Here is a 12517-nt window from a genome sequence, read left to right as displayed (position 1 = left end):
GATTCCTCCTTTCTTGTGTTCTAGTGCGCCCGGTTAGCTCGGGGTATTCGACAGCGCATCGGTGATGATTCCCTCGATGGCATCGACCACGCCGCCGCCGTTGATGACCATGTACAGCACGCCGGCAAGTGCCGCGGCCGCAAGCGATCCCATGGCGTATTCGATCGTGCTCATCCCCTCATCGTTGCGGACGAGGGCGCGGGTGAGCTGGGAGTACTTGATAAATAGTGCAGACATTTTAGGAGTCCTTTCTGAAAAGGTGTGGTGGTTGAGTAGTTGAGTAGAAGTGAAAAGTGGTGCGTCTAGAAAAGCTGCGCGCCCAAGCTGATCACTACGGGCGCGAGGCCTAGAACGATAAATGCTGGCAGGAAGCACACCGCCAGCGGGAGGGCAATGAATACTCCTGCGCGCTCTGCTTTAGCCGTAGCGTGAGCAGATGCTTCGGCGCGCAAAGAAGTACAGATTCGCGTGCATCCGGCGGCTATGGTGGCGCCGGACTGGCCCGATAAGATGACAAGCCCCGCCACGTCCTCTAATCCCGCATGGCCCTTCATGTGGTCCCATGCAGATTCCGTGGGCACGCCAACTCCTAGGAGCGCGGATACCGTCTCCCACAGGTGCTGGGTATCGGCCTCTGCCGTACGCGCGACTGCCGTAGCAGCGGCGTGCACCGTCAGGCCCGCACTCAGGCAAGCTGCGAAAAGCTCGATATCCCCGGCCACGAGGAGTGGATCCACGGTGGTAGAGGGCTGGAGTTTGCTCATCAATCCCCCGCGCACTGTTGCGCCATCGCGCTTTCTTGGGCCGGCGCGCGGGGTCTTCGCCGTGTGCTGTGCTGAGTTCTGTGCGGTAGCCGGTCCCAGCCTCCCCTTGGTGGCCGGCAGCCCAACGAGCACGGCCAGCGCCAGGCAGATAAAGGCCATCATGGTGCCGCCTTCCTGATGATGACGCGGGACCAGGCAAAGCCGCCGCAGGCAAGCCCCACCCCGATGACCAGCAGGATTCCGCCTAATCCCCCGCCGAGCAAGAAGCCCAGCGAATTAGCCCCCATCGCCCCGCCCATGGCGATGCCCGCTATGGGAAGACACGCCAAGACCGTGGCGGTAGCTTGGGGTCCTTGCAGTCCGGCCGCGGTGGATTGGTGGTGGCGGCGCAGCGCATCCATCCGGCTTTGGGCCTGCTCAAAGAGGCTTGCTACCGCGATGCCGTGCTGAGTAGATAATTCGAGCAGGTGGCCCAGCCGGGTAAGTTCCGCATCCGCATGGGCTCCTGAGAGCGCCACGTGTGGGGGCGCGCCGCGCGCCGCCGCAGTAGCGGTGGATTCTAAGGCCGCGCTCATATCCCGCGGCGTCGTTACGGGTAGGGACTCCGCCCCGCGCGATAGCGCGCTTGCAAGGGTTGCCCCGGCGCGCAGGTCAGCGGTGACGACCCCAAAGTATCCGGCCAGGGCCTCGCGGCCGCGCCGGCGCGCGCGGGCGGCCATGATGTCCTTGATATACCACGACACGCACCATGCGATGATCGCTGCCGCGACCGCAATGCTCATCCGCCCGACCGAGAAGAAGACCAAGCTGCCGCAGAATACGGCGCCCAAAATGACCAAGGAGCTGGCCTTTATCCGGCTGCCCTTGCCAGCAATGCGGGACGCGCTCGAGGGCGCAGACAGCAAGAGGGCTGCGGCGAGCAATAAGAAACTAAGCATCCGCCTGACCTCCTGCTTCTTCGCGCTGTTCCTCCAACAGCGCGGCGGAAAATTTCGCAAAGCCGGGCGCGGGTCCCTCGGTCGCGCTCCAGACAATGCGCGGGGTGACCGGATTGCCCTCTAAGACGCCGATATGGGCCAGGCGCCGGCCGTGTGGCGTGCGCTCCATGGTCAGGACCACGTTGACGGCGGCCGCCAATTGCGAGTGGAGCGCGCTGCGGTCCAGGCCGCCGAGCGCGCCGAGGGCCTCCATGCGGGCGGGTACCTCAAAGAGGGAATTGGCGTGCAAGGTGCCCGCGCCACCATCGTGTCCCGTATTCAGCGCGGCGAGGAGATCGACTACCTCTGGGCCGCGAATTTCACCGACGACGATGCGGTCCGGGCGCATGCGCAGCGCCTGCCGCAGCAACTGCGCCATCGTGATTTCGCCGCTGCCTTCCGCGTTTGCCCGGCGCGAAACGATGCTCACGCAATGCGGGTGGTGCGGCGACAGCTCCGCTGTATCTTCGATGACCACGATGCGCTCGCGCTCGGATACGGTTCCTAAAAGCGCCGAGAGCAGCGTCGTCTTGCCAGAACCGGTACCGCCAATAACGAGGAAGGACACTCGCTTTTTCACCATCGCGATAAGCAGTTGGCCAATGTCTTCGGGCACGGTGCCATTGGCCACCAACTGCGGCAGGGTGGTCTGTGCCTGACGCAATACGCGCAGGCTAATGCACGTTCCGCCCACGGCGGGTGGGCTTAAAAGGGCATGCACGCGGAGCACGACGCCATCGGGGCGCGTGACGCGGCCATCGGCAAAAGGCTGGGCATCATCAAGCCGCGTGCCCGAGGCCGCCGCCAACCGGGAAGCGAGCTGGCGCACCTCCCCATCGTTGCGAAAGGTGATATCGCTGCGCTCTAGCCCCTCGCCGCGGTCCATAAAGACGTCTTCGGGCCCGTTGACCACGACATCGGTCACGCCCTGCCGGGCCAATAAGGCATCCAGTGGCCCCATGCCGGTGGCATCCTGTCGCAGGCGCCGGAGCAAATCCACCACGGCGACGTCACTGATAATCCCTGCTTCCTCGCGGATCCGCCGGGCCAAGCTAGAGGCGTCGTGCACCAGATCCGGCTCGGCGGCAATGAGCCGCTGCATCTTTTCCATGGTCTTTTCCATGGTTTCGGCCGAGCTATCCATCGCCGCGCTCATACCCCTACCTCCTCGCGCACCGCACGGGCGGTTTTGGCGAGCGCCGCGGGAAGCCGGGCCGGGAGTCCACCGATTTCGATGCTGCGGGTCAGCCCGCGCACCGTGGGCAATTGGGCACTGACCCGGTGGTGGATGATGTCTTCTACCTCCGGTGCGCTCAGCGCCGCCCACTGCCGTTGGCGCAGCACCACCACGATGTCGCGCCGCGCCTCATCCAGGCGCAGTATGAGCTGTGCGGCCGCCGCTGCCGATCGCACCTCCGCGGCCACCACCAACACCACGTGCGTGCAGGCAGCCGGGATATTTTCCGCCGTGCAATCCACAACGCACAGGCCCTCGCCCGCGTGCGCGGCAGACGTCGCCGCCGCTAGAAGCGTGGTATCCAGCTTGAACGAGTCCTTCACCGTACTGCGCGCTGCGGATAGCACCGCTATGCCATCGGCAGTAGAAGGCAAGGCGCGGTAGAGATCGGCGGCATCGATGCTGCCATCGCCAATATTGAGCTCTGGCCAGCGAGCGCCTGGCAAAGCTTCCACGCCGAGGAGGAGATCGAGGCCGCCGGAGTGCGCAGTGGCATCGATAAGAAGCGCCCGCGCCTGCTCGTCCGCCGTGCAGTGGGATCGCGCCAAGGCTGCTGCAAATGTGGAGGTGCCTACCCCACCGCTGGCGCCCACCACCGCGATGGTGGCGCTACCGGGGCGATCTTCCGGCGGGTGCGCTGCCTGGGCAATAGCCGCCAGCAAGTCCTTAATTTCCGCGGGAATAATGAAGGCGCGGTCCGCATGGCAGGCAAGCGCTGCTTCATAATCGATGGGACCCGGGTCCGCGGCGAGGAAAAGCACCGGGGCGGGCGAGGTCTGTGCGGCTTGCGCCGAAGCGATAACGCGCGCCATGAGCGCGTCGACCAAGACCGTATAAGCCCCGGGAAGGCTGCGCGGGATATCGCGGGGATCGGTTACCGTAATGACCTCGTGGCTGGTCGCGGCGGCTGCGTGGACCGCCTCGGCGCGCAAGGCTTCCTCACCTATAGCGACGACGATGGTGGAGCGAGACTGTGCTGTATTCATGCCCCCTAGCCTGAAGCACCCGCGCCACCAGCACTAGAGACGTGACTTCCCGCCTGTGGATAAAAGCGCGAAAGCTACCACTTAGCGCTCGGTTAGTTGCATTTTCAACAAAGCCTTGTGGATAACCGTAGATATAGGTGACGGCCCGCGCATCGGGGGGTGCGCGCGGGCCGTCAGTAACCCGGCCTCGGGGGCGAGCCGGGGCAGGCCACACTGTATATCGGGGCCTTGCACCGCTTATTATGACACGTTCATTACCCGATCACAACAGCTAAGAAAAATAAGCTACCTGCACGGTCCTGACCTGCACCGAATGGATGTTCACCGCCTACCGGGTACGGGCTTACGGTTAGGCGGCGCGGGCGATGGCATCGGCTTCTTTGCCGCCTACCTCCCAGGCGGAGAGATGGAAAAGCACCACCTCACCGGGTTTGTCGCGGTAGTTCGCACTGCACTCGCGATAGGCCTTGGAATGGCGGTGGAAATACACCTCCGGCACGGCGAACCCGCGGGGATCGAAGCCGGTGTGTATGGCCGCAAGGCGGGCTGCAACGCGCGCTACGACACCGCTGCGCGGGCCAAAGAATTCACCGGCCGCGATTTCCGCGTGCACGACGCTTGGCAAGAGATCGCGGAATGCGGGGCCACTGCCCTGCGCAATCAGGCGCGCCAAGCCCTGCAAGCGCGCACTATCGGCGCTGGGAATCCCAGTTCCACCAGCGGCGACGTCGATGCGCGCGAGCACCTGCAGCGGCGCGCGGGCAAAGGAGCGGACGGTAGAATCCACCACCTCAGGTGCCGCTACGGAATACGCGCTGACCGCGCCGGCGAGCGGACCGCTTTCCACATCGTCAGGGCCAGGGTGCGGGGGGATGGCATGGCCATCCAAGGCCACGCTGGCGCGCGCTCCGCGCATCAAAGATTCCGCAGAGATGACCTCATATCTGCGCAGTCCCGCCGGCCTGCGGTGGGCGCGCGCGATGGCAGCCGCGGCTTTGTCCGCACCTTCTTTCACCCCCGGGAGGCGAAATAGCGGGGATAACGGGTCATTTTCTGGCATATACATTAGGATAGCCCTAGACGCCCCGAGCCCCGAAGGCCCCTACCTTTTGGCGTGGCACCGTAAAACCGCGCTGTATCTATTATCATTGGGGCCGTCACAAGGTTTAGATGAAAACGAGGAGAATTAATCGTGAGCAACGATGGATTATTTACTGACGGCACCGATCAATTCGCACCAAAGGTTAATTCGATTCCTTTGAGCGATGTTGATGCATCGTCCTCCGAAACCTCCATCGGCAAGTTGGTCTCCAACGCCACCGAGCAGATGTCCCAGCTCGTGCGCTCTGAGGTAGAGCTGGCCAAGACGGAGCTGGCGCAGTCCGCAAAGAAGGGCGGCATCGGCGCCGGTTTCTTCGGTGCGGCCGGCACCATCGCGCTGTACAGCTCTTTCTTCTTTTTCATCTTCGTCGCTGAGCTCCTCGCGCTCTGGCTAGATCGCTGGGCCGCTTACTTGATCGTCTTCCTCGTGATGATCGTGGCAGCCGGCGCCCTCGCCCTGCTCGGTGTCAAGAACGTCAAGAAGGTCAAGGCGCCGCAGAAGACCATAGATTCCACCAAGGAACTCAAGAACCTGATTCCGGGCAAGGCGCAGAAGTCGCTGGACCGCAAGGACACTCACGGCCTGTATACCTAAACCGCACGCACTATTAGATCCGCCTCAGCCTTTCCTGGGGCGGATTTTCTGTACACATAGAAAGGCGCCTTGCCCTCCATGGCCTTAGCACCACTTCCCCCCTCCACGGTTGAGCTGGAAGGACCCTTTGCGCACGAGTTTGTCCACACCCGGGGCATCCGCCTGCACGTGGCCATAGCGGGCGATAGCGCCGATCCCCTCGTCGTTTTTATTCACGGCGCTTTTGGCGGCTGGTTCGATTTCCAGGAGGTCATAGGCCCCCTCGCGCAGTGCGGCTACCACGTCGCCGCGGTGGATATGCGCGGCTTTGGCATGTCCGATAAGCCGCCTATCGATCCCGGCCAGGATATCCGCACCTTGGTCGGGGATCTGGATGGCCTCATCCAGGCCTTGGGCCACGAGGATGCCTATATCGTCGGCGCCGATACCGGTGGCGCGGTAGCGTGGTGCCTGGCCGCCGAGCGCCCCAATCGCGTGCGCGGCTTGGTTTCGGTCTCGGCCGCGCACCCCGTCGATATCCGCCGCGCCATCGCTGCCCGCCCCTGGGACTTTGGGTGGATGATCCTGCGTTCCCTCCTCTGCCACCTGCCAAAGGTCACCCGCGCGAATACCCTGTTGCTCAGCCCCCGGGCCTACCGCAAGGAGCTAAGCCTAGATACGGGGCCCGCGCTTGCCGATGCCACCTTAGAGTCCATCCTTAGCCTGCGCCTGCGCGCCTCACAGATTGGCAAGGTGCGCCGCGGGATCCTGTGGAACCACCGGATGCGCACCGCCGTGGTGCCCTTAAACTGGTCAGAACTAGGCGTAAAACGCCCCGTCCTTTTCATCCACGCCCAACAGCGTTTGTGGAACCCAGTTATCAAGCGGGCCGCCCTCCGCGCCCGCGCTGGTTTTAGCGCCACCTCGATTCCAGGCGCCAAGAACCTGCCCTTCCTCGAGGCCCCTGAGGAGTTCGTCGACGAGCTGCGCCGCTGGCTCGACGCGTAGGGCGGATTGCCCTACGCGGATCTAATGCGAAAGCTAGTGCGCCACGCACTCGCCGGTTTCTACTGGGCGCTGCAATTGGGTGACATCCCCAATGTGGCCGATGACCTCGTCTGCGGTCAGCGCGTATCCGGTCTCAGAATCGTCTACTGAGGCGCCGAAGATAACGCCCAAGACCTCGCCCGCGGTATTGACCAGGGGGCCGCCGGAATTGCCCTGTTGGATATTGCCGCGCACCGTATAGGAATCGCGCTCTACCCGGCCTTGGGAGTAGATATCTGGCCCGGCGATGGTGATGCGATCGCGCACGCGGGCCATTTCCGCATTAAAGGGGCCGGAGTGTGGAAAGCCCATGACCATGGCATCGTCGCCGGTCTGGGCCGGCTGCTGCGCCCACGGCAGGGGCTGGATGCCCAGATCCGGCGCGCGCAAGACGGCGATATCGACCTCTGGGTTGTAATAGACCACCGTGGCGTCCTTCAGGCCTAGCTTCGTATCCAACCTCACCGTTTGGGTGCCGGCCACCACGTGGGCATTGGTGACCACATAGTCATCGGCCACCACAAAACCGGAGCCCAAGAGGCGGCGGGAGCACTCTTCGGCATCGCCAAGCACGTGAATGATGGATGGACGGATGCTGCGCACCAGCTCCGGGTCCTGCACGTCAGGGGCTGGATCCTCGACGTCCTCGCCGCTGATGGACTTTTCCCACGGTGAAACCAGGGGCGGAAGGCCCGATTCATTGAGCAACGCCGCCACGCCATTGGGAAGGGAAGCAAGGCGCGGCGGGGCGGCCGCGTTGAGGTTGCTCAGGATGCGGGAATCGCGCAGACCCTGCCCCGCGGAACCGCCCAAATTGGTGGCCACGGGAATGGAAATCATCCAGATGACAATAAGCGCGATGAAGGACTGAAAGACCGCGCCGAATAGCGAATCTACCCGTTGGGTGCTGCGCGCCTTCATGCGATCGCGCACGCTGGTGCCCAAGGAGGAACCGATGATTTGCCCGATGCCCACCAGCAAAACCAGGATGCCCACGAGCAGGAGCAAACGCAGCGAAGGCTCGTCCACTGTGCGCAATACGCTGGGGGCTACGGCGATGCCTACCACGAGGCCCGCGCCCACGCCGATGGCGGAGAGCACCGCGGCGAGCGCACCATTGCGCCAACCACTGAGCAATGCTGCTAACACGGCAAGCACAATCAGGCCGTCAACAATGAGCGCAGCAGTCATGGCTTTGGTTCTTTCTCTATCGAAATCTCGTGCGTCTCCCGGCGCCTTAAGCGCGCGGGCAATTAGGACATCTTCTCATTATTGCGGGACTTTTTGAGAGTGTCACGCAGGTCTATGACCGAATTGTTATCCCACGGTACGCTCCACCCAGAATGATCCAATAATGCTGCCAGCACCCCGGCAGTAAAGCCCCAAATCACGTAGTCATTGGCATAAAACGCCGGGCCTTGCCACTGCTTAAATCCCACCAGCAGGCGGTTGCGGGGGTCAATGAGCTCCCTAATCGGGACGAAAAACACATCATCGGTCTCCGCCGGGCTTGCGGGATAGACCTCGCCCGGTTGCTTCCAATGGGCCAAAATCGGGCTGACCGGATTGCCCGTGGCGCGAATGTGCAGCTGCTCCCACTGCTCTAAGGGAGTGACCGTATGGCGCTGCAGGTCGGTTTCCTCCCATGCCTCCCGTAGCGCGGTATCAACCAGCGACGTATCGCCCGGATCCCGCCGGCCACCCGGGAAGGCAATCTGGCCGGAGTGCGAGCGCATGGACGGCGAGCGGTGCGTGAGCAAAATTTCGCCATCCTCCACGCTGTTCCCGCTCAGTAGCATCAGCACCGCGGCTTCCCGCTTGGTTGGCACCTCTTCCTCGGAGCCATTGAGCTGCGAGGCCTGCCGCTTACCAATGAGCTCTTGCACCTGACTCGTATCGACACCCAGCGCGGGTTTTATCCACTCGGGTGTGTATTCGGGCCATACTTTACTCATCCGGCAAGCGCCTCCTTGACCGTCTTTTCAATCTCGTCCGCAGAGGTAAACGGCTGGGCCGCCTGTTTGATCACTTCGCCATCGCGGAGGATCACGGTCACGGGAACCACGCCCGGCAGGCCCAGCGTGCCCGCGAAGCTATTATCCGGATCCTGGAAGCTCGGCAGGTCTACTCCCACATCGTTAAGAAAGGCAGCCCCGTTGGCGGCGTTTTTATCCGCGTGCACTCCAATGACCTTCCAGTCAGGGTGGGACTCTGCTACCTCGTCCAAGTGGGGCAATTCCGCGCGGCACGGCTCGCACCACCACGCCCACACGTTGGCGATGGTAATGCCCTCATCCGCCTTGTCCCCCTCACCGGCATCATCGCCGCCCAGGCATTCCAGATCCACCCCGGCGATGGGCCCCGCGGGGCAATCTGGGCGCTCGGCTACGTCCTGGCCGTCCGCCGCGCCCGATTCCATGCCAGGGGCCTGCGCCGATTCACCCGCGCCGGTGTCATCCCCACGCAGCTGCATGACCCCCACTACCACGAGGACAGCGATGACAATGGCCGCAATGACGGTGCCGAAGACGTATTTTTTCATACCGCTAGCTTAATGCAGCCGGGCACAGATCCCGCACCACGCAATCCCCACACTCCGGGTTCCGGGCATGGCAGACCCGCCGGCCGTGAAAAATGACACGGTGGGAAAACATCGTCCACTCGGCCTCTGCAATGAGCTTGGCGATGTCCCTTTCTATCTTCACCGGCGTCTTCTCCCCCGTCAGCTCCAGGCGCTGCATCAGGCGGCTAAAGTGCGTATCCACGGTAAGGCCGGGCACCCCGAAGGCATCGCCCAGCACCACCAGCGCCGTCTTGCGGCCCACCCCAGGCAGGGAGGTCAATTCCTTTACGGTCTGTGGCACCTCACCGTCGAATTCAGAAACTAAGCGCTCGCCGATGCCCATGAGGTGCCCCGCCTTCGCCCGCTGAAACCCCAGCGGCCGCAGGATTGCCTCAAGGTCCTCCCGCCTGGCCGCTGCATAATCGGCCGCCGTGGGATAGGTGCGGAAAAGCTCAGGGGTCACCGAGTTCACGCGCGCATCCGTGCACTGCGCGGAAAGCACCGTGGCCACCAAGAGCTGGAGGGGCGAGTCAAAATCGAGCTCGCACCGCGCATCGGGGTGTTCGCGTGCCAATCGTTCATTAATGACGGGCGCTCTCTTGCTCGGGGCCGCGGTGCTTGGCAATGCTGAACTCATGCCGCCAAGCTTAGTAGGATAGGAATACATGATTTCACTTGTTATTTTCGTTCCGCTTGGCATCGCTCTTTTTGCCCTCCTCATGGAAAAACTGGAAGCGATTGTCTTCGCGGATTAGCAGAAAACCCGCTGGCTGTAACGCTAGGGGCGTAAGTGATCCCATTTCTGTTATGTGAACGAAACAAGGGGCAGTACCCAAAAGTGACGAACTGCACTGTAAAATGGGGTACGCTAAAAAATTGACCCCGCTTGTTCCGCATTAGCGTGCCTCCCTGGAGCCCGCAAAAGGATGTGGCCCAAGCACTTTAGTGACTTATCGCAGTCGACATCCAAGGAGTAAAACGTGGAAGGCGTACAGGACACCCTCTCCCGCGCCGGAATCTTCCAAGGCGTTGATCCCGTAGCAGTGCAGAATCTTCTCGAGCAGATGGAGACAGTGCGCTTCCCGCGCGGTACCACCATCTTCGATGAAGGCGAGCCCGGTGACCGTTTGTATATCATCACCTCCGGCAAGATTAAGCTCGCCCGCCACGCCCCGGATGGCCGCGAAAACCTCCTGACTGTGATGGGCCCTTCCGATATGTTCGGTGAGCTCTCCATCTTCGATCCGGGCCCGCGCACCTCGTCCGCCGTCTGTGTGACCGAGGTCCAGGCCGCCACCATGAACTCCGAGCTGCTGGATAAGTGGGTAAGTGATCACCCCGCCATCGCCCAGCAGCTGCTGCGCGTGCTGGCCCGCCGCCTGCGCCGCACCAACGCCAACCTTGCGGACCTCATCTTCACCGATGTGCCCGGCCGCGTTGCCAAGACCCTGCTGCAACTGGCTAACCGCTTCGGCGTCCAGGAAGGCAGCGCGCTGCGCGTCAACCACGATCTCACCCAGGAAGAGATTGCCCAGCTGGTCGGCGCTTCCCGCGAGACCGTCAACAAGGCCCTGGCTACCTTCGCCCACCGCGGCTGGATTCGCCTCGAGGGCAAGTCCGTGCTCATCGTCGATACCGAGCACCTCGCCCGCCGCGCGCGCTAAAAAATTCCCTCCGTCCCCCGTGCACAAGCACTAGGGGCGGAGGGAATAAGCGTTTTAGTCGGCTGCCTGCCGCGACGCGCGTTAGTTATCGGTACCGGAACCGGTGCCGGTGCCGTCGAGGTACTTCAACGCGGTGCGCGTGGACTGCTCTGCGGCATGGCGCAGCACCGGATCCACATCGTCATACATTTCATTGACCAGGGTGGTCAGATCCACGTCATCGCCCAGCCGGGAGCGGATCTCCCGGATCTGATCCAGGCGGTAGTGACGGCGGTCAATGTATTTGCGCGCCACCTGCGAGGTATCCTCCAAATCCGGCCCATGGCCTGGGAAGAGCGGAACATCCTTGCCGCGAGATTCCAGCACGTCCAAGGCGTGCAGGTAATCGGCCAAATCGCCGTCGGTTTCAGAAAGCAAAACGGTATGGCGCCCCGCGATGGTATCGCCGGTGATAATGCCCTCTAGCCGGGAATTTTCCACCTCCCCGCTCCACACGAAGAAGGACGTGGAGTCCGCGGTGTGGCCCGGCGTGTGCAGGACCTCCAGCTGCGGGGTGATGCCCTCCAAAGTCAGGATCTCACCCTTCTGTAACGCCTCCGCGCCATTGCAATAGCTGGGATCGAAGGCGCGGATGGGCGCGCCAGTCATCTGCCGGAGCCGCTGCGCGCCAGAGGCGTGGTCATCGTGGCGGTGGGTAAGCAGAATTAAAGCCACCTCACCAGCATGACGATGCACAACGTTGAGGTGGCCTTCATCCTCCGGCCCCGGGTCCACGACGATCGACCGGGAGTCTTCAGCGGCACTAATAATCCAGGTATTCGTGCCCTCGAGGGCGGTATAGCTGGGATTATCACAAAGAACTACGCCAACGGATTGGCTTACGGGACGCAATTGACTATATGCGGGGTGCTCCATGCCTACCAGCCTATCCGATCACTCAGCGATCTCTACGATCAATTCGATCTCCACCGGGGCGTTCTTTGGCAAGGCCGCAACGCCGACTGCAGAACGAGCGTGCGTGCCAGCTGCGCCGAATACCTCCCCGATGAAATCCGATGCCCCGTTGACCACCGCTGGCTGATCCTCGTAGCCGGGATCCGACGCCACGAAGCCAACGAGCTTGATCACGCGGGAGATATTGTCCAGCCCGATCTCTGCATCGACAGCGGCCAAGGCATTGAGCACGGCGGTGCGGGCCTGTTCTTGGGCCTGTTCCGTGGTGACCTCAGCGCCCACCTTGCCGGTCACCGGCAGGGAGCCTTCCACCAGGGGAAGCTGGCCAGAAGTCCATACCTGATTGCCCACGCGCAGCGCTGGCACATAAGAAGCCAGCGGCTTAGCGACGCCCGGCAGTTCCACCCCTAGCTCTTTCAAGCGAGCGGAAAAGCTCATTTACTCTGCCACCTCGCGCTTGAAGTAGGCCACCACGTTCTCCGGGTTCGGGCCAGGGGTGATGGAGACCAATTCCCATCCGTCTTCGCCCCAAGAGTCAAGAATCTGCTTGGTGGCGTGGGTCAGTACTGGTGCGGTTGCGTATTCCCATTTAGTCATGGGTTTCATTCTAGCGATTTAATACGACTTATGCCGCCCCTATTCCGGAGCGT

At 62.6% G+C, this 12517-nt stretch carries 16 protein-coding genes; 3 read left to right on the top strand and 13 right to left on the bottom strand.

Annotation, left to right across the window (positions count from 1 at the left end; all coding sequences use genetic code 11):
• Window positions 1-33: 33 nt before the first annotated feature.
• The 6 genes from EL217_RS01110 to EL217_RS01085 all read right to left on the bottom strand — a co-directional run bounded on the left by EL217_RS01110 (window position 34) and on the right by EL217_RS01085 (window position 5030).
• Entirely contained in the window at window positions 34-237 is a 204-nt protein-coding gene (locus tag EL217_RS01110; RefSeq protein WP_005276515.1) for a DUF4244 domain-containing protein, read from the bottom strand.
• Window positions 238-302: 65 nt separating this feature from the next.
• Complete coding sequence (locus EL217_RS01105; protein WP_126318093.1) at window positions 303-926, bottom strand: type II secretion system F family protein; 624 nt, start codon at window positions 924-926, stop codon at window positions 303-305.
• Window positions 923-1702 (bottom strand): type II secretion system F family protein, encoded by a 780-nt coding sequence (locus EL217_RS01100; RefSeq protein WP_126318091.1) that lies wholly within the window; start codon window positions 1700-1702, stop codon window positions 923-925. Before EL217_RS01100 ends, EL217_RS01105 begins: the two co-directional genes overlap by 4 nt.
• Window positions 1695-2897 (bottom strand): TadA family conjugal transfer-associated ATPase, encoded by a 1203-nt coding sequence (locus tag EL217_RS01095; RefSeq protein WP_126318089.1) that lies wholly within the window; start codon window positions 2895-2897, stop codon window positions 1695-1697. The genes EL217_RS01100 and EL217_RS01095 overlap by 8 nt, the downstream gene beginning before the upstream one ends.
• Complete coding sequence (gene ssd / locus EL217_RS01090) at window positions 2894-3964, bottom strand: septum site-determining protein Ssd (protein ID WP_126318087.1); 1071 nt, start codon at window positions 3962-3964, stop codon at window positions 2894-2896. The genes EL217_RS01095 and ssd overlap by 4 nt, the downstream gene beginning before the upstream one ends.
• 349 nt (window positions 3965-4313) lie before the next feature.
• Window positions 4314-5030, bottom strand: a complete 717-nt coding sequence (locus tag EL217_RS01085) for an oxidoreductase (RefSeq protein WP_126318085.1) — start codon at window positions 5028-5030, stop codon at window positions 4314-4316.
• Between the two features lie 126 nt (window positions 5031-5156).
• Between EL217_RS01085 and EL217_RS01080 the strand changes: the two genes are divergently transcribed.
• Window positions 5157-5660: a phage holin family protein gene (locus EL217_RS01080; RefSeq protein ID WP_005276502.1), complete on the top strand. Its 504-nt coding sequence runs from the start codon at window positions 5157-5159 to the stop codon at window positions 5658-5660.
• A gap of 78 nt (window positions 5661-5738) precedes the next feature.
• The gene (locus EL217_RS01075) at window positions 5739-6647 is read left to right on the top strand and encodes an alpha/beta fold hydrolase (protein WP_126318083.1); all 909 of its coding nucleotides are present in this window, start codon (window positions 5739-5741) and stop codon (window positions 6645-6647) included.
• Between the two features lie 33 nt (window positions 6648-6680).
• Here EL217_RS01075 and EL217_RS01070 read toward each other — a convergent pair whose 3' ends face one another.
• The 4 genes from EL217_RS01070 to nth form a co-directional block, all read right to left on the bottom strand.
• A complete protein-coding gene (locus EL217_RS01070; protein ID WP_005280895.1) occupies window positions 6681-7877 on the bottom strand; it encodes a MarP family serine protease in 1197 nt (398 codons plus the stop codon).
• A 62-nt stretch (window positions 7878-7939) separates the two neighbouring features.
• Window positions 7940-8641 carry an NUDIX hydrolase gene (locus EL217_RS01065; protein WP_126318081.1) on the bottom strand — a complete coding sequence of 234 codons (702 nt, stop codon included), beginning with the start codon at window positions 8639-8641 and terminating at the stop codon, window positions 7940-7942.
• Window positions 8638-9228 (bottom strand): TlpA family protein disulfide reductase, encoded by a 591-nt coding sequence (locus EL217_RS01060; RefSeq protein WP_126318079.1) that lies wholly within the window; start codon window positions 9226-9228, stop codon window positions 8638-8640. The genes EL217_RS01065 and EL217_RS01060 overlap by 4 nt, the downstream gene beginning before the upstream one ends.
• Window positions 9229-9232: 4 nt before the next feature.
• Window positions 9233-9886, bottom strand: a complete 654-nt coding sequence (gene nth / locus EL217_RS01055; protein WP_126318077.1) for an endonuclease III — start codon at window positions 9884-9886, stop codon at window positions 9233-9235.
• 343 nt (window positions 9887-10229) lie between these two features.
• Here nth and glxR point away from each other — a divergent pair, with 343 nt between their 5' ends.
• Entirely contained in the window at window positions 10230-10913 is a 684-nt protein-coding gene (glxR, locus tag EL217_RS01050; RefSeq protein ID WP_005276495.1) for a CRP-like cAMP-activated global transcriptional regulator GlxR, read from the top strand.
• An 81-nt stretch (window positions 10914-10994) separates the two neighbouring features.
• Here glxR and EL217_RS01045 read toward each other — a convergent pair whose 3' ends face one another.
• Genes EL217_RS01045 through EL217_RS01035 form a run of 3 tightly spaced genes read right to left on the bottom strand, consistent with a single transcriptional unit; the run spans window position 10995 to window position 12464 of the window.
• Complete coding sequence (locus EL217_RS01045) at window positions 10995-11828, bottom strand: MBL fold metallo-hydrolase (RefSeq protein ID WP_005276494.1); 834 nt, start codon at window positions 11826-11828, stop codon at window positions 10995-10997.
• A gap of 18 nt (window positions 11829-11846) precedes the next feature.
• On the bottom strand, window positions 11847-12305 hold the full coding sequence (locus EL217_RS01040) for a RidA family protein (protein ID WP_126318075.1): 459 nt from the start codon (window positions 12303-12305) through the stop codon (window positions 11847-11849).
• Window positions 12306-12464, bottom strand: a complete 159-nt coding sequence (locus tag EL217_RS01035; protein ID WP_126318073.1) for a DUF4177 domain-containing protein — start codon at window positions 12462-12464, stop codon at window positions 12306-12308.
• Window positions 12465-12517 lie beyond the last annotated feature (53 nt).

This window comes from Corynebacterium segmentosum, from assembly GCF_900637825.1.
GTDB lineage: Bacteria > Actinomycetota > Actinomycetes > Mycobacteriales > Mycobacteriaceae > Corynebacterium > Corynebacterium accolens.
This window is presented reverse-complemented; position numbering and strand designations above follow the sequence as displayed.